14 protein-coding genes are annotated in these 23,168 nt (G+C 71.6%); 8 read left to right on the top strand and 6 right to left on the bottom strand.

All coding sequences use genetic code 11. The features are described from left to right. Positions 1–155 precede the first annotated feature (155 nt). Positions 156–824: a ThuA domain-containing protein gene (locus AC068Z_RS25630; RefSeq protein WP_478559972.1), complete on the top strand. Its 669-nt coding sequence runs from the start codon at positions 156–158 to the stop codon at positions 822–824. On the opposite strand, the gene AC068Z_RS25635 is transcribed toward AC068Z_RS25630, so the two are convergent. Both AC068Z_RS25635 and AC068Z_RS25640 read right to left on the bottom strand, forming a co-directional pair. After that, on the bottom strand, positions 801–1,865 hold the full coding sequence (locus AC068Z_RS25635) for a LacI family DNA-binding transcriptional regulator (protein WP_478559975.1): 1,065 nt from the start codon (positions 1,863–1,865) through the stop codon (positions 801–803). The genes AC068Z_RS25630 and AC068Z_RS25635 overlap by 24 nt on opposite strands. A 156-nt stretch (positions 1,866–2,021) precedes the next feature. Further along, positions 2,022–3,041, bottom strand: coding sequence for a hydroxyacid dehydrogenase (locus AC068Z_RS25640; RefSeq protein WP_478559978.1), 1,020 nt, complete (start codon positions 3,039–3,041; stop codon positions 2,022–2,024). 309 nt (positions 3,042–3,350) lie between these two features. On the opposite strand from AC068Z_RS25640, the gene AC068Z_RS25645 reads away from it, so the two are divergent. Further along, positions 3,351–4,931, top strand: a complete 1,581-nt coding sequence (locus AC068Z_RS25645; RefSeq protein ID WP_478559981.1) for a carboxylesterase/lipase family protein — start codon at positions 3,351–3,353, stop codon at positions 4,929–4,931. On the opposite strand, the gene AC068Z_RS25650 is transcribed toward AC068Z_RS25645, so the two are convergent. The 3 genes from AC068Z_RS25650 to AC068Z_RS25660 form a co-directional block, all read right to left on the bottom strand. Further along, positions 4,813–6,660 (bottom strand): glycoside hydrolase family 127 protein, encoded by a 1,848-nt coding sequence (locus AC068Z_RS25650; RefSeq protein ID WP_478559984.1) that lies wholly within the window; start codon positions 6,658–6,660, stop codon positions 4,813–4,815. The genes AC068Z_RS25645 and AC068Z_RS25650 overlap by 119 nt on opposite strands. 341 nt (positions 6,661–7,001) lie before the next feature. Further along, positions 7,002–7,919, bottom strand: a complete 918-nt coding sequence (mmuM, locus tag AC068Z_RS25655; RefSeq protein ID WP_478559987.1) for a homocysteine S-methyltransferase — start codon at positions 7,917–7,919, stop codon at positions 7,002–7,004. 73 nt (positions 7,920–7,992) lie between these two features. Continuing rightward, positions 7,993–9,564 (bottom strand): FAD-dependent monooxygenase, encoded by a 1,572-nt coding sequence (locus AC068Z_RS25660; RefSeq protein ID WP_478559990.1) that lies wholly within the window; start codon positions 9,562–9,564, stop codon positions 7,993–7,995. Positions 9,565–9,785: 221 nt separating this feature from the next. Here AC068Z_RS25660 and AC068Z_RS25665 point away from each other — a divergent pair, with 221 nt between their 5' ends. Both AC068Z_RS25665 and AC068Z_RS25670 read left to right on the top strand, forming a co-directional pair. Continuing rightward, positions 9,786–10,865 (top strand): glycoside hydrolase family 43 protein, encoded by a 1,080-nt coding sequence (locus AC068Z_RS25665; protein ID WP_478559993.1) that lies wholly within the window; start codon positions 9,786–9,788, stop codon positions 10,863–10,865. Between the two features lies 1 nt (position 10,866). Beyond that, the gene (locus AC068Z_RS25670) at positions 10,867–12,279 is read left to right on the top strand and encodes a family 43 glycosylhydrolase (protein WP_478559996.1); all 1,413 of its coding nucleotides are present in this window, start codon (positions 10,867–10,869) and stop codon (positions 12,277–12,279) included. A gap of 18 nt (positions 12,280–12,297) precedes the next feature. On the opposite strand, the gene AC068Z_RS25675 is transcribed toward AC068Z_RS25670, so the two are convergent. Next, entirely contained in the window at positions 12,298–13,989 is a 1,692-nt protein-coding gene (locus tag AC068Z_RS25675; RefSeq protein WP_478559999.1) for a rhamnogalacturonan lyase B N-terminal domain-containing protein, read from the bottom strand. A gap of 190 nt (positions 13,990–14,179) precedes the next feature. Between AC068Z_RS25675 and AC068Z_RS25680 the strand changes: the two genes are divergently transcribed. The 4 genes from AC068Z_RS25680 (at position 14,180) to AC068Z_RS25695 (ending at position 23,143) form a co-directional block, all read left to right on the top strand. After that, positions 14,180–15,217, top strand: coding sequence for a rhamnogalacturonan acetylesterase (locus AC068Z_RS25680; RefSeq protein ID WP_478560002.1), 1,038 nt, complete (start codon positions 14,180–14,182; stop codon positions 15,215–15,217). A 65-nt stretch (positions 15,218–15,282) separates the two neighbouring features. Further along, complete coding sequence (locus AC068Z_RS25685; protein WP_478560005.1) at positions 15,283–16,965, top strand: DUF2264 domain-containing protein; 1,683 nt, start codon at positions 15,283–15,285, stop codon at positions 16,963–16,965. A 110-nt stretch (positions 16,966–17,075) separates the two neighbouring features. Then, the gene (locus AC068Z_RS25690) at positions 17,076–22,292 is read left to right on the top strand and encodes an AAA family ATPase (RefSeq protein WP_478560008.1); all 5,217 of its coding nucleotides are present in this window, start codon (positions 17,076–17,078) and stop codon (positions 22,290–22,292) included. Then, the gene (locus AC068Z_RS25695; RefSeq protein ID WP_478560011.1) at positions 22,289–23,143 is read left to right on the top strand and encodes a hypothetical protein; all 855 of its coding nucleotides are present in this window, start codon (positions 22,289–22,291) and stop codon (positions 23,141–23,143) included. The genes AC068Z_RS25690 and AC068Z_RS25695 overlap by 4 nt, the downstream gene beginning before the upstream one ends. Positions 23,144–23,168 lie beyond the last annotated feature (25 nt).

The following is a 23,168-nucleotide window of genomic DNA, read 5'->3' on the forward strand; positions in this document are numbered from 1 at the left end:
CCAGGCCCATCCCCGCAACTCCCGGCCACCCGCAACCCGCCCCGCAACCCCCGGCCACCCGCAACCCGCCCCGCAACTCCCGGCCGCCCGCAACCCGCCCGCAACCCCCAACCACCCGGCGGCAGCCCGGCGCGCAGGGCCTAGGCTCGTCCGGCATGAGGCCGCGACTGCTCGTCTACACCCGGACCGCCGACTATCGGCACGACTCCATACCGGCCGCCGTCGCCTCCCTGTGCTCGCTCGGGGACTTCCTGGTCGACCACAGTGAGGACCCGGCCGCCCTCACCCGGCCCCTGGAGTCGTACGCCGCCGTCGTCTTCCTCTCCACCAGCGGTGAGGTGCTGACCCCGGTCGGCCGGGAGCGGCTGGCCGGGTACGTCGAGGCAGGCGGCGGTTTCGTCGGCGTGCACGCGGCGGCCTGCACCGAGTACTCATGGCCGTACTACGGAAAGCTGTTGGGCGCCCGCTTCACCCGGCACCCCGCCCTCCAGCCGGGCCGGGCCCTGGTCGAGGACCACGACCACCCGGCCACCCGTCATCTGCCGCCCGCCTGGCAGTTCACGGACGAGTGGTACGACTTCGACATCAACCCCCGCCGCACGGCACGGGTGTTGCTCTGCGCCGACGAGTCGTCGTACGAGGGCGGCGGCATGGGCGCCGACCATCCGCTCGCCTGGTGCCGCGAACAAGGCGCGGGACGGGTCTTCTACACGGCCCTCGGCCATACGGCGGAGGCCTACGACGACCCCGGCTTCCGCGCGCATCTGCGGGGCGGGATCCAATGGGCGGCGAGCGGCGCCCTACACCGGACCCACGGGGCATGACAATCGCGGTGCCGCCGTGCTCGCCCGCTCCACCAGCCGCGTCGACAGTTCCGTGCGGGTGCTCTCCGGACGGTCCCCGTCCATCATCCGCACCAGCAGCCGCAGCGCCGTCGCCGCCATCTCCGACAGCGGCTGGCGGACCGTGGTGAGCGCCGGAGTGATCCAGCGGGACTCCGGCAGATCGTCGAAGCCGACCACGCTCATGTCCTGCGGAATGCTCAACTCCCGCTCCGCCAGGGCCTCGTAGACCCCCCGGGCCAGCCGGTCCGAGCAGACGAAGACGGCCGTCGGCGGCTCCGGCAGGTCCAGCAGCTCCAGCGTGCGGCGCCGGGCGAGACCGTCGTCCGAGCCCGCGTGCCGGACGTACTCCGGCCGGTGCCGCACGCCCGCCGAGGCGAGCGCCGAGCGGTAGCCGGCCACCCTGGCGTCGCCCGCCACCGTGTGCTGATGCCCGGCCACGACGGCGATCCGCTCATGCCCGAGCGCCAGCAGATGCTCGGTCGCGGTGACCCCGCCCCGCCAGTTCGCCGCGCCCACCGACACCACCCCCGGCGGCGGTTCGAGCACCGGGTCGATCAGCACGAACGGGATGCGGTGCTGCTCCAGCCGGCCGTACTGGGCGGAGGTCAGGTCGGACAGGTTGAACAGCACCCCCGAGGACCCGCGCGCGGTGAGCCTGTCCAGCCAGTCCCGCCCCGGACGGCCGCCGCCGCCCCGGGGCAGCCCGGTCGAGACGACCACCTCCAGACCCGCGTCGTGCGCCGCCGCCTCCACCCCGTGCAGGACCGCGCCGGACGAGGAGGTGTCCAGCGAGTGCACCACGAGATCGATCAGACCCGGCGCCCGGACCGCGTCGAAGCGGGGTCTGCGGACATAGCCGAGCCGGTCCAGCGCCTCGCTGACCCGTCGCCGGGTCTCGGGGGCGACGTCCTCGCGGCCGTTGACGACCTTGGAGGCGGTGGGTACGGACACCCCCGCCTCACGGGCGACCACCGCCAGGGTCGGCCCGGTCGCCACGTTCGCACTCCCCGTACGGACCATCGGGAACCGCCTCTCCGGCCCGCCCGAGGGCCATCGAAAGTTTCCGGGATAGTAAGCGCTTCCTACCCTAGGTTCGCGGCAGGGCGGCGGGAAGGGGCGGGCGTTCGCGGGGGAGCGGGCCCGAGCTGTCCGTCACGCCACCCGTCACGCCATCCGTCAGGCCACCCGGGTCAGGTCCGTCCGCCGTACCTCGTGGGCGAGGGGGAGGCCCGTGGTGAGGCGCTCCAGTTCCTCCACGACCGTTCGGCCCAGACGTTGCAGTTCGTTGCCCAGGGACCCGGCGATGTGCGGGGTGAGGAAGACGTTGGGGAGGTGGAACAGGGGGGAGCCGGGCGGGAGGGGTTCGGGCTCCGTCACGTCCAGGATCGCGGACAGGCGGCCGGAGACGAGTTCGGCCGTGAGGGCGTCCGGGTCGATCAGGGCTCCTCTGGACGTGTTGATCAGGACCGCGCCGTCCCGCATGAGGGCCAGGCGGCGGCCGTCGAGCATGCGGTAGGTGTCGGGGAGGTCGGGGGCGTGCAGCGTGACGATGTCGCTGCGGCGGAGGAGGTCTTCCAGGGGGAGCGGTTCGGCGCCGAGCGCGGCGGCTTCCGCCCGGCCGACGTACGGGTCGTGGAGGTACGTCGTGAAGTCGAACGGGGTCAGCAGGTCCAGCAGGCGTCTGCCCACCCGGGAGGCCCCGATCACGCCGATGCGGCGGCCCACGTTGCCCGTGTTCGCCGTTTCCGCGTGGGTGGGGGCCGTGTGGGTGGAGCGGTAGCGGTCGCGGTGGGCGAAGGCGTCCTTGCCCGCCAGGAGGATCATCGCGAGGGTGTACTCGGCCACGGGCACGGCGTTCGCCGCCACCGCGCTGGAGACCGCGATCTTCCGCTGCCACACGTCCTCGCCGACGAGGTCGCGCACCGAGCCTGCCGCGTGGAGCACGATCTGGAGCTCGGGGGCCGCCCTCAGGAGCGTGGCGTCCAGCCGCGGGCAGCCCCAGCCGGTGATCAGGATCCCGGTCCCGGCGAGGGCCGCCGTGGTGGCGGGGCTGGTGAAGTCCGTCGCCACCAAGGTGGGTTCGATGTCGCACGCCTGCCGCAGCCTGGCCATCAGCGGGGGCGGGAAGAGCCGGGGGACGTGGATCGGGTCCATCGCGAACACGGCCCTCGGTGGCTGCTCGGAGCGGCTGGGCATGGCTCTCCCGATCGGCTGACGGAAACAGTGTCAGAAAGCGCCTTCTACCGTAGGTCGGCCGAGAAACCATGGTCAATGAGGCAGCCGGTCGCGGGCTGCAGGGGAGTAGGGGTGCAGGGGTGCATAGGTGTAGGGGTCCAGGGCTGCCGGGGCGTCGGGGTGCATCGGGCGTGCCGCCGTCCCACCTCGGCCGGGACACACCGACGTACGCCAAGTGGCCGAGTCCTTCCACCCGCACCGGAATACATCCGGGCGATGTGGTGCTCTGATGTGAACGGTGCAGGAGCCTGGCGAAGGGCTGGTGGGCGCATGGCGGCGGACCGGACGAACCCCGTGGTCAGCACCCCTTACGGGGCTGTACGTGGCCGGTACGAGCAGGGTGTCGCGGTGTTCCGTGGCATCCCGTACGCGGCACCCCCCTTCGGCCCCCGCCGGTTCCGGCCGCCGCTGCCGCCGGAGCCCTGGGACGGCGAGCGGGACGCCGGCGCCTTCGGGCCCACGGCGCCGAAACCGCCGTACTCCGAGGCCTTCGCGCAGTATCTGTCCGACCCGGTGGTGGCGGGCGAGGACTGTCTCAACCTGAACGTCTGGACGCCCGAGCCCGGTCCCGGGGCGCGGCTGCCCGTGCTGGTGTGGCTGCACGGGGGCGCTCTGACCCGCGGCTCCTCCGGGGTGCCGGTCTACGACGGGCGGCACTTCGCGCGGGACGGGGTCGTGCTCGTCTCCGTCAACTACCGGCTCGGCGTCGAGGGGTACGGGCTGTTCCCGGACGCCCCCGCCAACCCCGGTCTGCGCGACCAGCTCGCCGCCCTCCAGTGGGTGCACGCCTCGATCGGGGCCTTCGGCGGCGACCCCGGGCGGATCACCCTGGCCGGGCAGTCCGCCGGAGCCATGAGCACGGGCGCGCTCCTGGCCGCCCCGCAGGCCCAGGGCCTGGTCAGGCGCGCGATTCTGCAGAGCGGGTCGCCCGAGGCCGCCGAGCGGGACAAGGTACGCCGGATGGTGCGCCGTATGGCCACCCGGCTGAGGATCCCCGCCACGGCCGCCGCCTTCGCCGAGGTCGACCGGGAGCTGCTGCTGCGCACCCAGGCGGAGGCCGGCAGGCTCAGCAGCCCGGTGCTCGGCGGGCCCGCCTTCGGGATCGTCGTCGACGGCGACCTCGTACCGCGTGACCCCCAGGAGGCCCTGGTCGACGGCTCGGCGGCGCGGGGCGTTCAGCTGATGACGGGCTGGACGCGGGACGAGTACCGGCTGTGGCTGGTGCCCGGCGGACTGCTGGAGCGCGTCGACCGGCTCGGGCCGGTCGCGCTGGCCGGCGCCATGGCCCGCTGCCGGTGCGGGCACGAGGTGCCGCGCGGCTATCGCATCCTGCACCCCGAGGCCGGCACCGCCGAGATCGTCGGCCAGATGGTCACCGACCACCTGCTGCGGATCCCGCTGCACCGGCTGGCCGACGCCCGCCCGGACAGCTCGTACGTCTACGAGTTCGCCTGGCCGTCCAACCGGCCGGGACTCGGCTCCTGCCACGCCCTCGAGCTGGGCTTCGTCTTCGGTACCGGCGACACCCCCGAGTCCGCGAAACTCGCCGGTGCGGGCGCCCCGCCCGAACTGTCCGACGTGATGCACCGGGCCTGGGTGCGGTTCGCCGAGGACGGCGACCCCGGCTGGCGGCACTGGGACAACACCCACCCCGTGCGCGTCTTCGGCGAGGGCGAGCCGCACACCGCGTACGGCCCACGGGACCGCGAGCTGGCCCTGTGGGCCGCCGACGTCACGCCAGAGGAACCCACACCCGCATCGGCCCCGGCCGACGGTTCGCCCATGCGTGGTACGGAACTGCACTCAGTCGTACGGCGGCTCCGGCTCCCCGGCGCCGTCCGACGGCACTGACCACGCTCACTCCGCCCAGCAGTCCGGGCTCGTGCCGCACGGACAGCTCGGCGTCCCCGGGCAGCGTCAGCTCGTCGAAGGGCACGCCCGGCTCCTGGTCCACGCCCTCCAGACAGTGGACCAGCGGGCCGCGCTCGATCGCCACGCAACCCCGTGCGGCGTCCACGCGCGGGTCGGGGCGGGTCAGGCGGGGGCTCAGGTCCAGGCCAAGGGTGAGGGTGTCTCCGGGCGTCCAGCGGCGGCGCAGCCGCAGCCAGCCCTCGTCGGACGCGGTGGGCGCCTCGCCGTCGGGCGCCGTGGCCGTGAAGTCCTCGCACCAGGACGGGATCCGCACCGAGAGGGTCCAGTCTGCGAGCGGTGCCTCCTCCACCGTGATCGCGATCCGGCCGTCCCAGGGATAGTCGGTGGCGACCCGGACCCGGCCGCCGCCCGCCTCGTACACGCCGGTCGCGTACTGGTGCACCTGGAGGCCCTCCGGATCCCCGCTGACCAGGTAGTGGGGGAGCGAGGCCAGCAGTCGCATCGCGTTCGGCGGGCAGCAGGCGCAGCGGAACCACGGGGTGCGCCGGGCGGCCTTGTCGGCCTCGTTCGCCCCCTCGTACTCCTCGCGGACCTGGAGCGGGTTCACGTACAGCCAGCTGTCCCCGTCCAGGCCGACGCCGGACAGGAAGCCGTTGTACAGGGTGCGCTCGATCAGGTCCGAGTACTTCGCCTCACCGGTCAGCAGGGCCATCCGCCACGACCACTGCACCGAGGCGATGGCCGCGCAGGTCTCCGCGTACGCCCGGTCCGGCGGCAGCTCGTACGGTTCACCGAACGCCTCGCCCTCGTGCCGCGCCCCGATCCCGCCGGTTAGATACGTCTTCGTCGCCACCATGTGCTCCCACAGCCGCTCGGCCGTCGCGCGCAGCTCCAAGTCCCCTGTCTCGGCGGCCAGATCGGCGACGCCCGCGAGCAGATACAGCTGTCGTACGGCGTGCCCGGCGACCGTCGTCGCCTCGCGCACCGGGGTGTGGTCCTGCCAATAGGCGCGGCCCAGATGCGGGTTGAGGTCGGCGTCGAGGAGGCCGTGTCCGCGCCGGTCCACGAACCGGGCGGCCAGCTCCAGCCAGCGGCGCTCGTCGGTCTCCCGGTACAGCTCCACGAGCGCGGTCTCGATCTCGGGGTGGCCGCAGACGCCCTGGTTCTTCCGGTCGAAGACCTCGTGGATGTGTACGGCGAACCGCTCGGCCACGTCCAGGAGCCGGCGGTCGCCGGTGGCGCGGTGGAGGGCGACGGCCGCCTGGATCAGATGGCCCGCGCAGTACAGCTCGTGGCCCCAGCCCAGCTCCTGCCAGCGCCGGTCCGGGTGGGCGACCTGGTAGTACGTCTGGAGGTAGCCGTCGGCGGCCTGGGCGGCGGCGAGGAGAGCGGTGAACTCCTCGACGTGGGCGGTGAGTCGGGCGTCGTCCGGTCGCTCAGCGAGCTGCCAGGCCGCCGCCTCCAGCCACTTGTGCACGTCCGAGTCCTGGAAGGGGAAGTCCCCGGCGAACTCCCCCGAACCGGCCGCCGCGGCACGGAGGTTGGCGAGGTTCCCGGCGGCCTCCAGCCGGTCCGGCCCCTGCGGGACGCTCACCTCGGCGTTGGTCCGGCGCCGGGCGGCCCAGAAGCCGCCGGTGATCCGGGCGGTCGTGGCCGGGCGCAGGGCGGTGCGGGCGCGGTCGGTGGGGCGGAGGGGGCCGGTGCGCATGGGGGACACTCCCGAGGGGGAACCACTTGGGGGAATCAGCAAGGGCAAACTGCCCGGAGGAAACCGCTTACTGCCCGGCGAGCATAGGTAAGGGACCGGGCCGCCACAACATCGGGGCACCGGCACCAGGCCGAGATGTGCCGAGCCCCGCGCCACGGCGTGTGTCGCGCCGGAGGGCTCACGCTACGGCGTGTGTCGCGTCTGGAGGCCTCGCGCCGCCGCGTGCGTTGCTTCCGGATGCCTGTCGCCAGCGCGTGCCGCCGCTCGGAGGCTCCGCGCCACCGCGTGCCCCCGCTCGGAGGTCCCGCGCCACCTCGTGCCCCGCTCGGAGGCCCCGCCCGCTACCCCCGCAGTGCCCCCGAGATCCCCGAGATCGCCTCCGGGCCCACTCGGCAGCATCCGCCGATCAGGCGGGCGCCGTGGTCCCGCCAGGTGCGGACCTGGGGCGGGGTGAAGGTGGAACGGCCTTGCCAGCTGCGGGAGTCGGCGTTCCAGGACTCGCCGCTGTTGGGGTAGACGACGACCGGCTTGCCGGTGACACGGGCCGCCGTCGCGATCGCCGCGTCCACGTCCTCGGGGGCGCAGCAGTTGACGCCGACCGCGACCACCTCGTCCGCGTCGGCGGCGGGGGCGAAGGCCTCCTCCAGCGGCTGGCCCGCACGGGTGCGGTCGCCGGCCACGGAGTACGACAGCCAGGCAGGGACTCCGAGTCCGCGCACCGCCCGCAGCAGCGCCCGCGCCTCGTCGGCGTCCGGGACGGTCTCCAGGGCGAGGACGTCGGGCGCGGCGGCGGCCAGCACCTCCAGGCGGGGGCGGTGGAAGCGCTCCAGTTCGGCCACGGAGAGGCCGTACCGGCCCCGGTACTCGGAGCCGTCGGCCAGCATCGCGCCGTACGGGCCGACCGACGCGGCCACCCACAGTGGCCGCGTCACGCCCTTCGCCCGGCCCCGCCGTACCGCCTCGCGGGCCAGCTCCACGCTCAGGGCGAGCAGCTCGGCCGCCCGCTCCGGGGAGATCCCGCGCTGCGCGAACCCCTCGAAGGTGGCCTGGTAGCTGGAGGTGATCGCCACGTCCGCGCCGGCCTCGAAGTACGCGAGGTGCGCCTCGGTGATCGCCTCCGGCCGCTCCGCGAGCAGCCGTGCCGACCACAGCTCGTCGCTCAGGTCGTGCCCGGCGGACTCCAGCTGGTTGGACATCCCGCCGTCCAGGACGACGGGACCGGCGGCGAGGGCTTGGGCGAGGGTGGTGTCGCTGGTCATGTCATGACGTTAGTCCAGCACCCGGTCAGCGGCCCGCCCTGTCCAAGGGGTGGGCCGGACGTCCACCATGTGGTCAGGTTCCGTTGATCGCCGTCAGGGCCTCCGTCAGCGCCGAGTCCCGCGGCGGGCCGTCGGGCCAGCGGGCGGCGACATGGCCGTCGGGCCGGACGAGCACCGCTCCGCGCGGGCCGAGACCGCAGGCGTCGGTGTGCTCCTTGGGCAGGTTCTCGATCCGCAGTGGCCAGGGCGGCGCGGTGTGCCCTGCCCAGACGGCCGGGTCGGGGGTGAGCAGGGTGAACCACTCGCCGAGGGTGTCGAGCGTGGAGTGGCCCGGGGTCAGCCAGAAGTGCGGCATGCGGTGACCGGGCCGTGCCGAGGGCACGTACTCGGTGGTGGAGTCGGTCTGCTCGGGCGGGGCGGTCCCGTCGGGGAGTACGGCGGAGGAGTCGTAGGCCATGCCGAGTACCAGCCCGAGCGTGGCGAAGTACCGCTCCGACCACGGGAGTTCGATCTGGTCCGTGCTCGCCGCCCCGGCCTCCAGCAGGCTGCGGCGCCGGGCCTGGACCTGGAACATCAGCTCGGCGTTGGCCACGGCCTGCCGCAGTGTCCGGTGGGCGACGGGGTGCCGTTCCCGCTCGTAGCTGTCCAGCACACTCGGCGCGGCCCACCCCTGGATGACGCCCGCCAGCTTCCAGCAGACGTTGTGCGCGTCGGCGACCCCGGCGTTCATGCCCAGACCGCCGACGACCGGCACCGCGTGCGCCGCGTCACCGGCCAGCAGGACCCGGCCGTGCCGGAAGCGCTCGGCGACGAACGCCTTCATCGTCCAGTGCTGGGCCCGCAGCAGCTGAAGGGGTACGTCGGCCGCGGTGCCGAGGGTGTGGGCGATCAAACCGGTCCAGTCGGCGCGGTCGATGTCCTCCGGAGTGGGACCGAACCAGGCCCAGCCGCCCTCCGGGTAGAGCGGGATGATCGTGCCGTTCGGGGTGACGTAGACGCCGGCGGGGTGCCGGGCGCTCCAGGGGGTGAGGTCGGCGTCGAACACCAGGGTGCTGATGTTTCCGACCGCCCCGGGCCCTTCGGTGGCGATGTCGAGGAGCCCGCGCACGGTGGAGTTGGCGCCGTCGGCGGCGAGCACGTACTGGGCGCGGACCCGCGGGGACGTTCCGTGCTCGTGGTCGACGAGCCGGGCCACCACTCCGTCGGCCTCCTCGGTCAGGTCGACCAGCTCGACCCCGAACCGCACCGGCGTGGCCGCGGCGGCCAGCAGATGGGGTTCGAGCCGGTCCTGCGAGGTGAGCACGCCGACCGAGGGGCTCTCGTCCACCGGCCCGTCGACCCCGACCATCGCCGCCGACGCGAAATCTGGTCCGGTCAGGGACTCCCGGAAGCGGATACGGCCGAACTCCGGGGTGAACCCGGCCGCCGTGATCCTGTCGTCGACCCCGAGCTGCCGGAAGATCTCCATCGACCGCACGTTGACCAGCCGCGACCGGGGGAACGGGGACAGCTCGCGGTACTTCTCCACCAGCAGGACGCGTACGCCCCAGCGCTCCAGCAGCGCCCGCGCGGTGAGCCCGACGGGCCCGCCGCCGACGACCAACACCTCGACCTCGTCGTCCACGACGACGCTCTGATCCATCATGAGATAAATTTCATCATTCGTTGAGTTAGGTCGCAATGGGTTGCCGGGGGCAACCTGATTCGCCCAACGTCCCGAGGCCCGGCGTGCTTTGTCTCGTCCGACCCGTTGACCTCCCCGTAACGCCCCCTTACCTTTTCGGCGTTCGTCATGTCAGATGCCGTTCGTGATACCGAACATCCGTGAGCGTCCCGAGGTACCCCCACCCCCGAGAGGCAGTCCGTATGAGCCGCGAAGACGACGACCTGCCCCAGATCCCGAGTCGCCGACTGATGCTGAAGGGCGCCGTGGCCGCGGGCGCCCTGGCCGCGACGCCCACCGTGGCCAGTGCCGCCCCGAGTCCGAAGAAGGCAGCCCCGTACGTGAATCCGCTCGTCCCCCACCGCGCCGACCCGCACATCCACCGCCACTCCGACGGCTTCTACTACTTCACCGCCACCGCCCCGGAGTACGACCGCATCGTCCTGCGCCGCTCGCGCACCCTGGGCGGCCTCACCACCGCCGCCGAGTCCGTGATCTGGCGCAAGCACCCGAGCGGGGACATGGGCGCCCACATCTGGGCGCCGGAGATCCACCGCATCGGCGGCAAGTGGTACATCTACTTCGCCGCGGCGCCCGCCGAGGACGTCTGGGCGATCCGCATCTGGGTACTGGAGAACGCCAACGCCAACCCGCTCCAGGGCACTTGGGTGGAGCGCGGGCAGCTCAAGACGCAGTGGGAGACCTTCTCCCTGGACGCCACCACCTTCACCCACCGCGGCACCCGCTATCTCGCCTGGGCCCAGCACGAGCCCGGCATGGCCAACAACACCGCGCTGTGGCTGTCGAGGATGGCCGACCCGTGGACCCTGACGGGCCCTCAAGTCAGGCTCTCCACACCCGAGTACGACTGGGAGTGCGTCGGCTACAAGGTCAACGAGGGCCCCTCGGTCATCGCCCGCAACGGACGGCTCTTCATGTCGTACTCCGCCAGCGCCACGGACTGGAACTACTGCGTGGGCCTGCTCACGATCGACGCCGGCGCCGACCTCATGAACCCCGCCCACTGGACCAAGTCCCCGACGCCCGTCTTCACCAGCAACGACACCACCCGGCAGTACGGCCCGGGCCACAACTGCTTCACCGTCGCCGAGGACGGCCGTACCGACGTCCTCGTCTACCACGCCCGCCAGTACAAGGAGATCGTCGGCGACCCGCTCGACGACCCCAACCGGCACACCCGGATCCAGACCCTCGGCTGGAAGGCCGACGGCAGCCCGGACTTCGGCATCCCCGTGGCCGACACGGCAGAGGAGAGTGCGTGAGATGAGACGTGTGCACGCGGTCCTGCTCGCCCTCGCTCTGGCCCTCGCCGGAGCCCTGGTCACCGCCGCGCCCGCGCAGGCCGCGCCCCAGACGGTCACCAACGGCACCCAGTTCACCGACACTTCGGGCAACCCCGTGCACGCGCACGGCGGGGGAGTCCTCAAGGTTGGCGCGTACTACTACTGGTTCGGCGAGAACCGCAACGCCGACAACACCTTCCGCTACGTCGACGCCTACCGCTCCACCGACCTGAAGAACTGGGAGTTCCGGGGCCACGTCCTCACCGAGGCGAGCGACCCCGAGCTGGCCACCGCCAACATCGAGCGGCCCAAGGTCATGTACAACGCGGCCACCGGCAAGTTCGTGATGTGGATGCACAAGGAGAACGGCACCGACTACAGCGAGGCACGCGCCGCCGTCGCCGTCTCCGACACGGTGGACGGCAACTACACCTGGCAGGGCAGCTTCCGCCCGCTCGGCCAGCACATGTCCCGGGACATCACGGTCTTCGTCGACACCGACGGCACCGGCTACATGGTCTCGGCCGCCCGCGAGAACCACGACCTGCACATCTACCGGCTCACCAGCGACTACACCGGTGTCGCCGCCCTGGTCGCCGACCCCTGGCACGGCGGCCACCGCGAGGCGCCCGCGCTGTTCAAGCGGGGCGGGGTCTACTTCATGCTCACCTCGGGCGCCACCGGCTGGAACCCCAATCAGCAGCAGTACGCCACCGCGACCTCCCTCGCCGGACCGTGGACCGCCATGACGAACATCGGCGACTCCACGACGTACGGCTCCCAGACCGCGTACGTCCTTGCCGTGCAGGGGAGTTCGGCCACCTCGTACCTGTACCTGGGCGACCGCTGGGGCAACTCCTTCGGCGGGACCGTCAACGACTCCCGCCATGTGTGGCTCCCGCTGACCTTCCCGAGCTCCACCACGATGTCGATGTCCTGGACGCCGGAGGTCACCGTGGACACGGCCACCGGCACGGTCAGCGGCACGAGCGCCACGTACAACACGCTGATCGCCCGGCACTCCGGCCGGTGCGCCGACGTGACCAGCCAGTCGCAGTGGCAGGGTGCCCAGATCAAGCAGTACGACTGCAACGGCGGCACCAACCAGAGGTACTGGTTCAAGTCCGTCGGCGGCGGCCACTACCAGCTGATGACCCGGCACAGCTCCCTGTGCGTGCAGGAGAACGCGAGCACGGTCACCCAGGAGAACTGCGACGCGACCGCGACCGACCAGCAGTGGGCGGTGACCACGACCGGCTCCTACGTGACCGTCACCTCCCGCGCGACGGGGGAGTGCCTGGACGTGAACGGCGCGTCCACCGCCAACTCCGCCGCGATCATCACGTACACCTGCAACGGAGGGACGAACCAGCAGTGGACGCGCGGGAGTTAGGCCTCCCGCGGTCCGGGCTCAGGCCAGCAGGTCGATCGCGTCGATCGCGGTGCCTGCGCTGAGGTAGGACGTCGTCCCCGAACCGCTCACCACGTTGATCCGCAGCGTGTTGTAGGCGCCGGTGTCCGTCAGCCAGGCGGACGCCGGGACGCTGTAGGTGAAGGTGTGGTTGTTGCCGCGGTACGAGCCGTTGGTCAGGGACCGGGTGCCCGGCTGGGTGGGCGGGGAGGGGATGGCGGACGTCCAGGTGTCGTTGACGACGACCTGCGGGCGTCCGTTGGCGTAGGCGGTCGTCACGCCGATGCGCAGGGTGTGGGCGGCGGTGGCCTGCGCTGCGGTGAGTTTGAAGTACACGACGATCCCGCTGTTGACGTCCTTCCACAGGTAGCAGGGGAAGCCGGAGGTCTCGGCCCCGCTGCCGATCACCACGTTGCCGGTCCAGGCGGCGGCGCGGACGTCCGAGGGATGCGCGTACGTCATCAGCTCGGCGTTCTTGAAGCCCTTGGGCGTGCCGGTCCAGTCCCCGATCCGCCAGATCGCGGAGGCGTTCGCCGGGTCGTTCGAGGACGGGATCGCGATCGTGTTGAGGGTGGTGGTCGCGCCCGCGCCGACCGTCACCGAGCCGGTGTGCACCGCGAGTTCGTCCTTGAAGACGGTGAGCGTGTACGTCCCCGGCAGCACGCCCGTGATGGAGAAGTAGCCGTCCGAGGCGCGCGCCGAACCCCAGTACTGAGCCGCCGCGTTGGCGAGGCCGACGGTGTAGGCGTGGGCCGTGTTCCGCCCGGTGATGCCGACCCCGGCCACCCGGCCGCGGCCGCCCGCGCCGACGTAGCCGGACATGCCGAGGGAGTCCGCCCAGGACGTGGTGAGGGTGCCCGGGAAGAGGGCGGCGGAGGGCGTGCCGCCGTCGGTGAGGGCGATGACGTACGGGCCCTGGAGACCGAAGCGCTCGGCCTCGGTCTGGTTCTGGCCGTAGTACAGGATCTCGTACAGGCCGCCGCCGTCCGCGCTCTGGTGGCGCAGCAGCGAGCGGTAGAAGGGGCCGCCGGAGGCCTTCTCGTGGTTGCTGCGCACGATCCACAGACCGACGCTTCCGGTCGACCAGCCGACGTAGTCGTAGTCCATCACCCGCAGCCGGGAGTAGTGCTTGGAACGGGTCTGGCCGTCGGACTTGGCGAAGACGTCGGAGGCCTCGATGGCGGTGGGTGCGTAAGTGTAGGAATCGGGCGCGTCGTTGAGGAACAGGCCCGCCTTGACGCGCAGGATGAAGCGGGTCGCGGAGACGGACGTGTCGGCCTTGTCGGTCCACACGTAGATGTTGTTCTCGCCGCTGCGGGCCGCGTAGTAGTGCCGGAGCGTGCCGTAGGTGACGGAGACCAGGATGGTCGAACCGGACTGGCTGATCGTCACGGTGGAGGAGCCGAGGCCGGACTCGATGTGCGAGTTCTTGCCGTCGTAGCCCTGGTACTCCACGCCCCGGTAGACGAGCCAGGACAGGTCGCCGTTGGACTTGGCGACCTTGAAGACCAGGTGGGCGCCGGTGTCGACGACGTAGTTCGAGCCGTCGTCGCTCCAGCCGAAGGCGGCGGCGGAGGCGGTGCCGCCGAGGGCGGCGCTGCCCGCGGCGGCGGCCGTGCCGAGGACGAAGGCGCGCCGGCCGACGGATCGGGACGCGGGCCCGGGGGATGTGGGCGTGGGGGATGCGGGCATGGGGGTGCCTCCTTCGGGAGGTGTGGGGGTTGCGGGTGTGAGCGAGGGTGACAGTTGAATCGATTTCGCAAAAGGGCTTTCGCGGCGCCGGTGTTGGGGATTGCGCGAATTCAAACCGAGGTCTAGAAAGCGCTTGCGGCTAGCGGTACGGTCCAGCGCCAGGACTCGTTCACCGTGACGGAGGAGCCGCGTGAGACGTTTCAAAATCGCCGTGCTGGTGGGGCTGACACTGGGCACCGCGCTGACCGCCGTACCGGCGCACGCCAAGGGGTTCGCTCCCGTTGCGGGCGACTGCACCGCCACCGCGTGCCACTTCGACGTCCCGCCCGGCACGTACGACGTGAAGGTGCTCCTGGGCGGCGCGGCGGAGTCGAGTACGAGCGTGGCCGGGGAGACCCGGCGGGCCCTGCTGCCCGAGACGGCCGTCCCGGCCGGAGAGCGTGTCGCCCGCAGCTTCACCGTGGACGTGCGCACCCCCGAGGGCGAGCCGACCGGCGCCGACGGAACCCCCGGCCTGGATCTGACCTTCGGCGGCTCGGCCCCCGCGCTCGCCGACATCAGGGTGACCCCGGCCCGGCACGTCCGCCAGATCTTCCTCGTCGGCGACTCCACGGTCTGCGACCAGCCCGGGGACCCCTACCACGGCTGGGGCCAGCAGCTCCCGCAGTACCTCCGCAAGGGCGTGTCCGTCGCCAACTACGCCGATTCCGGCGAGAGTACGGTCACCTACCTGGGGAACCCGCGGCTGTGGGCCACCGTGCAGCCCCGGATCCGGCGCGGCGACCTCGTCCTGATCCAGCTCGCGCACAACGACAAGACCACGGACGAGGCGTCGTACCGCGCCAATCTGGAGACGCTGGTGGCCGGAGTGCGGGAGCGCGGCGGCGAGCCCGTGCTCGTCACACCGATCGTGCGCCGCTGGTTCAACTCCGACGGCACGCTGAACAACGGCACGGCCCTGCTGGTGAACGGCCTGGGCGTGGACCATCCCGCGGTCGTCCGCTCGGTCGCCGCCGCCGAGGGCGTGGCGCTGATCGACCTGACGGCGAGGACCAAGGCGCTCGTGGAATCGCTCGGGGTCGAGGGCTCGAAGGCGCTGTACCTGTACAACGAGAAACGGGACAACACCCACACCTCGGTGCGGGGAGCCACCGCCTACGCCGAACTGGTCCGTGACGAACTCCTGGTCCAGGGTCTGGTGCCCGAGGGCCGAGTGAGGGTGGGATGAACTCCTGGGGCGTCCCGACCGGAACCGGGGCGCCCCAGGCCTGTAGCCGGAAGGAACCGCCGCCGATGGAACTGCCCCCCGACGACCGCGTCCTCAGCCCGTACACCGGGTACACCCGCGCCCACTGGGAGGCGGCCGCCGACGCCCTGCTCGCCGCGGTGGAGCCGTACGCCACCGCCGACCGTGCCCTCTACCACCTCCCCGGCGACCGGCAGAGCTTCTCCGGCCGCCTCTCCGACGGCCTGGAGGGCTACGCCCGTACGCTGCTGCTGGCTGCCTTCCGCCGGGACGAGACGGCGCTGGAACGGTACGCCGAGGGCCTCGCGGCCGGCACCGCGGGCGTCTGGCCCGAGGTCGGGCACCGCAGCCAGCCGCTGGTGGAGGCCGCGTCGATCGCCCTGGCCCTGCGTCTGACCCGCCCGCTGCTGTGGGACCGCCTGGACGAGAGCGTGCGGCAACGGGCGGCGCGGTGGCTGGGCGACGCGCTGTCGGCCGAACCCTGGCCGTGCAACTGGGAGTTGTTCCCGGTGACGGTGGGCGGCTTTCTCGAGTCGGTGGGACACGAGCCGGAGGCGTCCCGCAAGGCGATCGACCGCGGCCTGGAACGCATCGAGCGCTGGTACCTCGGGGACGGCTGGTACACCGACGGCGACGGCCGCAAGTTCGACTACTACAACGGCTGGGCGATGCACCTCTACCCGGTGCTGCACGCGTGGCTGGCGCAGGACGCGGACCTGCTGACCCTGTACGGCGGCAGACTCTCCCGCCACCTGGAGGACTACGCCCACCTGTTCGCCGCCGACGGCGCCCCCCTGCACCAGGGCCGCTCCCTGACGTACCGCTTCGCGACGACGGCCCCCCTGTGGCTGGGCGCCCTGACCGGGCACACCCCGCTGCCCCCGGGCCGGACCCGGCGCCTGGCCTCCGGCGCCCTGCGCCACTTCCTGGAGAGAGGTGCGACGGACGACCGCGACCTGCTCACTCTGGGCTGGCACGGCCCGAACCCCGCCGTCCTGCAGGACTACTCGGGCCCGGCCTCGCCGTACTGGGCGAGCAAGGCCTTCCTGTGCCTGCTCCTGCCGCCGGAGCACGAGGCGTGGACGGCACCGGAGGAACCGGGCCCGTCGGAGGCCCCGGACGCCTCGCACCCGATCGCCCCACCCAACTGGCTGCTCCAGTCCACGACTTCGGACGGCCTGGTCCGCCTCCACAACCACGGCAGCGAGCACCCCGACTACGACCCCTACTATTCGCGGCTCGCGTACTCGACGGCGACGGAGCCCTCACCGTCGTACGACAACAGCGTCTTCGTCGCCGACGACCCCACCCGCACGGCGATCGAGCCGCTGGGCGTGGGCGCCGGCTGGGCGGCCTCCCGGCACACGACGACCTCGGGCGCCCGGGTGACCAGTGTGGTGCTGGTGCGGGGAGCCGTGGAGGTGCGGGCGTATCTGGTGGCGGGGACGGAAGCCGGGACGGCGGTCCGGATCACCGGCTGGGCGGCAGGGGACGGCGTACGAACGGAACTGGCCCCGCTGACCGCCCTGGACGACGACCTCAGCGGCACGACCGGCGCCGGACCCACCCTGTTCGCCGCCCTGGCCCGACTCACGTCAGAACCGAACCCCGACCCACTGCCGGGGACGGCCGCCGTGCGGGTGGTGAACTCCGGTGTGTTCGTGGTGCGTTGGGCGGAGGGTGGCGAGTCCCTGGTCGGGATCGGGGACGGGTGGGTCGAGGTGAGCTGAACACGCCGTAGGGCACGTGCGGGCGCGCGCTTCGCGGTGCACGGGTACACAGGGCTACCGCGCCGCTACAGTCGTGACCAAAGGCTGCCGGGGGACGGGGTGGGCTGTTCGTGGGTCGAAGATTCTTCGTGGCGCTGGGCATCGGCCGTTACCGCAACCTGTCGGCGGACGAACAGCTCCGGAAGGTGCCGTCCGATGTCCGGGCGACACGGGAACTCTTCGAGGGCTTCGGGTACCGGTCGGTTCTGCCCGGGCTCGGCGAGTACGACGGGGCGGAGCAGGTCCGCCAGAAACTGCGTCACTGGTCGGCGGACACCGGTCTGACGCGCGACGACGTGGTTGCCGTCTACTTCGCCGGGCACGGTCTCGTCGAGGACCGCGACCGGCACTACCTGCTCTGCTGGGACTCGCACGACGAGGACGCGGCCACGACCGCACTGGCGACCGAGGACCTGGTACGCATCCTCTGCCGGGGCGAGTTACGCCATCTGCTGCTGATCCTGGACACCTGCTCCGGTGGCGCGGGCAGCGCTGAGGCCGCCGGACTCGCCCTGCAGTCGATCGCCCACCGGCACGGCGGCAGGGGCGCTTCCTCCGGCCTGTGGTTCCTGGCCTCCGCCCGGCGCAAGGACGTGGCCGAGGACGGCCGGTTCGTCGGCGCACTGCGCAGGGCCGTGGACGTGACGACGGAACGCACCGGGCAGCGACAGCAGTTCCTGGACCTCACCGAACTGGTGAAGGCGATCAACGAGACGTTCGAGGCGGACGGCCTCGGTCAGCGAGCGGAACTGGCCAGCGGACTGGTCACGGGCCTCGCGCCCTTCCTCCCCAACTCCGGTTTCCGGGAGGCCTTACCGCCCATCGGGACGGACCTCGAGGTTCAGCGCCGCGTCGCCGCGCAGGATCTCGCCGACCACTTCGGACCGCGAGCCCGCGGTGTGGAGTTCGAGTCCGAGCACGGCCTGTACTTCAGCGGGCGTACCCGAGTCCTGGCCGAACTCACCCGATGGCTGACCGCGGATGAGGGTGACGGCATGGGACGGGTCGTCACGGGCCGGCCCGGCTGCGGAAAATCGGCGGTGCTCGGCCGGGTGGTGGCGCTGTCGGACCCCGGCTACCGGTCCCGGTTCGACCTCACGAGCCTCGATCCCGTGACCGTCGTACCGCAAGGGTGCGTCACGGCTGCGGTGCACGCACGCCACAAGCGCCTGGACGACATCGTCGAGCGGATCGCCGACCACCTCGGTGTGGCGGTCGACGGCGCCGCGGCCTTGCTGCAGGAACTGACCCGGAGGGGGCGCAAGGGGCCGCCGGTCGTCATAGTCGTGGACGCGGTCGACGAGGCCGGATCCGACACGGCCGCCGACGCCGGCGGGCACGGCGAACCACGGCGGATCACCAGGGAGCTGCTCCGGCCGATGTCCGAGATCCAGGGTGTCCGGCTGTTGGTGGGCACGCGTCACGAACTCGTCACCCCGCTCGGGCCCACCTTCGTCTGTGTGGACCTCGACCGACCCGGCTACCGGGCGGAGCCGGAGGACGTCGCCGGGTACGTCGGCAAGATGCTCCTCGCCACGGAGGAACCCGAGGTCAAGAGCCCGTATCGCGGGCGGCCCGGACTCGCCGAGGCGGTCGCGAAAGGCGTCGCCTCACGTGCTGCCGGGGTGTATCTGTACGCCAGGACCACGGCCCGCACCCTGCGCTCGGACCGGAAGGCGGTCGACATCCGCCGCCCTGGCTGGGCCGACGACCTGCCCAGCGAGATCGGCGAGGCCTTCGACGACTACCTGGCCCGCTTCGGCCCGGACGAGCCCCGGGTACAACGCATGCTCCTCGCTCTCGCTTTCTCCGAGGGCACGGGCCTGCCACGGGGGCGGATCTGGACCACCCTGAGCACGGTGCTGTCCGGGACCGAGTGCACCGAAGCCGATGTGTCCTGGGTTCTGGACGTCGCCGAGGCGTATGTTGCGGAGGTGGTCGACGACGACCGGCGCTCGGTGTACCGGCTCTACCACAAGGCCCTCGCCGAGCATCTGCGGAAGACGGCAGGGCGGGCGACGTCGGAGATCCACAGTGCCGTGGTCGACGCGCTGATCTCCGTCGTTCCGGCCGTACGGGACTGGTTCGGGGCGCCGCCGTACGTACGACAGCACTTGGCCACGCACGCCGCCGCCGCGGGGCGGCTGGGAGAGCTGATCGAGGACCCCGGATTCCTGCTGGCCGGCGAACCACTGGGGCTGCTGCGGGCGTTGTCCTCAGTCGACGGCGACGCGTCTCGGCACATTCGTACCGCGTACGAGCAGGTGGCGCACCGGTTGACCATCGACCGGCCACTCGGCACCCGCGCCGCCGACCTGCAACTGTCGGCCCGCCGCTGTGACGCTAATGAACTCGCGGACCGCATCGAGAAGTTGGCCGTCTCACGGCCCTGGACGGCACTGTGGGCATGGTGGTCGGCCAGTGGCGCACACCGTCTGCTCAGCGGCCATGAGCGGCGCGTGGACTGCGTAGCCGTGGGGGACCTCGACGAGCGCGCCGTCGCCGTGACCGGAAGCCTGGACGCGACGGTGCGTGTGTGGGACCTCACGACACAGCGGCAGATCGGCAAGCCGCTGGCGATGGAGGTCGCGGTGAGCGCTGTCGCCATCGGCGAGCTCGAGGACTACACCGTGGCGTTGGCCGGCGGCGTCGACGGGACGGTCCGGGTGTGGGACCTGTCGGCGGGACAGGAGTACGGCAAGCCGCTGACCGGCCACACCAACCAGATCAGGGCGATCAGGATCGGCACCTTGGCCGGGCGGCCGGTCGTACTCACGGCGAGCGACGACGGCACAGCACGGCTGTGGGACCTGCTGGAACGCCGGCAACTCGGGGCCGCGCTGTCCGGGCACCGGCGGTCGGTACAGGACGCGGCCCTGTGCGACATCGACGGCAGGACGATGGCGGTCACCGGGGGGTTCGACAAGGCCGTGCGGATCTGGGACCTCAGCGAGGTGTCCGGGGGTGGTGACGCGCGGATGGACGACGCGCCCATCGTGGGGCCTGCGGGTGCCGTGACGGCGCTGTGCGTGGCTCGGACCAACACGGGGGTGACGGCCCTGCTGGTCGGTGACGGCACCGGAATGCTGAGCCTTTGGGACCTGGAGACTCGACGGCAGATCGGAGAACCAGTTGTCGCGCATCGGTACCACACCCGCAGCGGGGTGTGGTCGGCGGTCGTCGGACGGTACCGAGACCGTGTGGTAGCCCTCACGACCGGCCGCCAGGAAGCTCGGTTGTGGGAACTCGAGCCGCTGCGACAGCTTCGACCCCCGTTGCGCGGGCACGCCGACGAAATCAACGCTGCCGCGCTCACGAGCCGAGGGGACACGTCACTCGCAGTCACGGTGAGTGATGACCGAACGGCTCGTATCTGGGATCTCTCCGCCGATCAGCCGGCCGAGGCGCACAGCGGGCAGGTCCAGTGCGTCGCCGTCCACGCGGGCCGACCTCTGGCGATCACAGGTGGCGCGGATGGCACGGCGCGCATGTGGGACCTACGGACACGGACACAGGCAGGCCCTCCGATGGAAGGGCATCGCGGGCGGGTGACGGCGGTGGCCCTGGGGTCGGTCAGGGGGCGGACCTTCGCGGTCACAGGCGGCGATGACACGGACCTTTTCTGTTGGGATCCGGTCAGTGGCTTTCCGCTCGGGCCGCCGATGACTGGGCACACCAATGTGGTGCGGTGCGTCGCGTTCGGCTCGCTCGCCTCAACGGCGGTCCTCGTCAGCGGCAGCGAGGACGGAACGGTCCGAATCTGGGACCACGCCACACGCAGGTCGGTGCATGAACCCCTGTCGGGGCACATCGGCGGGGTCCGTTTCCTTGCTGTGCGCAAGGTGGGGCATGAACTGGAGATCGCCCTTGCGACGGTCTTGGACCACGCCTATCTGTGGCGTGTCGGCGCAGGGAAGACTAGTGGTCCTGACGCGCACTTCGACCTCAGCGATCTCTCGCTGAACGCGGAGGCACTGGGGGTGGCTTTCCTGGGTGAGAGCCCGGTCGTGCTTTCCTCACGGGAAGACAATGGCGTGCACGTGCACGACATAGTGACGCGCGCCCCGGTCGGCGACCCACTAGTGGGCCACACCAACGGGGTTCTGGCTGCCACCCTCGGTCGGGCGGGCAGGTCGACCTTGGTGGCTTCGGTCTCGTACGACGACTCCGTGCGCGTCTGGGACGTAGCCACGGGCGCGGCTCTGGGACAGCCGCTGGAGGGACTCGTCAATGACTCGGCAGAGGGCCTGCAGCCGTGTCCGGCCCCTGCTTTGGGCACGGTGGACGGGACGCCGGTGGCGGTGACCGCGTTCACCCGTGAGGTGCGCCTTTGGGACCTCACCACAATGGCTCCTCTGGGTGAACCACTGTGCGGTGTGGATCGAAGCCTCGCGTCGGTGGACATCGTGCCCGACGCCGATGGCCGGCCCACGGTGGTCACGAGCAGTCGGCACAACGGCATACGGGTGCACGCGCTGCATGACGGTCGACAGGTCGCGCCGCACATCACGTCGACGAACTACGCGCTCTACGGCGCGGTGAGCGCTCGGCTGCACGGTGAAACAGTCGTCGTGACCAGCAGTTGGACGGAGGCGGACGTCTGGGCGGTGGACACACGTCGACGTCTGGGTCGCCGGTTCGGTACCTGCTGGAAAGCCTTGTTGCACTCGATCGACGGCAAGGCCTTCGCTGTGACCGTCGCTGACGACTACAGCCTGCATGCCTGGGAACTGAGCACGCAGACCCCAGTGTGCCCACCGATGACCGGTCACACGGGTCAGGTGATGGCGCTGCGCTCCGGGCCGCCCGGTGCCGAACACCTGCTGGCCAGCGCGGCCCTCGACGGCACCGTGCGGCTCTGGGATCTGCGGGCCGGTGACAGGGTCGGTGAGCCGCTCACCGGCCATGTCAGAGGCGCGTTCAGCCTGGACTTCCTTCGCCTGGACCGGGATGTGGTCGTCTCGGGCTCGGGCGACGGACGACTCCGCTTCTGGGATCTGGCGACGGGTGCGGTCACGGGCCCCGAACTCCAGCCGTTCGCCGCCCCGGTCCGTGCCATCAGGGCATCCTCCGTCCGCGGAACACCGATCCTCATCGCGGGGGACGACCTCGGAGTCCTGCGGGTCTGGGACACGCGGTTTCCCCACTGGACCGCCGAAGTCGATGTGGGCAGCGGTATCAACGCCGTGGACGCCGCGTCCTCCGGACACGTCTGCCTGGCCGCTGAGATGGGCGTCGTCGTGCTCACCCTCTCCGATCCACAGGAGTCCGCAGGAGGTCTTCCATGACCCGAGTGGTCCTGGTCCACGGCATAGCCCAGCAGTACAAGGGTGCCGAGACACTGCTCACCGACTGGTTTCCGGCCCTCCGCGACGGCATGGCCCCGGTCGGCATCGCACACGAAGACGTGACCATGGCGTTCTACGGTGACCTGTTCCGCCCTGCCGGCCATCGCGCCTCCGGTGATCCCGAACTGGACGCCACCGACGTCCGGGAAGGCATGGAGCGGGAGCTCCTGCTGGCCTGGTGGCAGGCCGCGGCCGAGGCGGAGAGCCGGGTCGCCGGACCGGGTGTGGCGGCCCGCGGGCGTACGCCGTACGTCGTGCAACGCGCTCTGGACGCGCTCAGCCACTCCAGCTTCTTCAGCGGAGCAGGAGAACGGCTGCTGATCCGCGACGCCCGTCACGTGAGCCGCTACTTCACCGAGCCGACCCTGCGCGCAGCCGTCCAGGACCGCTTCCTGCGTGCCCTCACCGACCGCACCGAGGTCGTCGTGGCGCACTCCCTCGGCACGGTCGTCGCCTACGAGGCGCTGTGCGCCCAACCGGAGTTGCCCGACCTGACGCTGATCACCTTGGGGTCACCGCTGGGTGTGCGGGGACTGGTACTGGACCGGCTGATCCCGAGTCATGTGGGCGGGCGCGGGCGTTGGCCGGCCCCCGTGAAACGGTGGACCAACGTCGCGGACCGCGGTGATGTCGTGGCTCTCGCCAAGGAACTGGCACCCGTCTTCGGGGACCGGATCACCGACGTTCTGGTGCACAACGGAGCCAAGGCCCATGACGTACGGCCGTATCTGACGGCGAAGGAGACCGGGCAGGCGGTCTGCGGGGGACTGAGGCGGCCGGGCGGGGAATGATCCGCGAGATCGGCGGGTGTCTGGC

Source organism: Streptomyces sp. NPDC043726, from assembly GCF_056436565.1.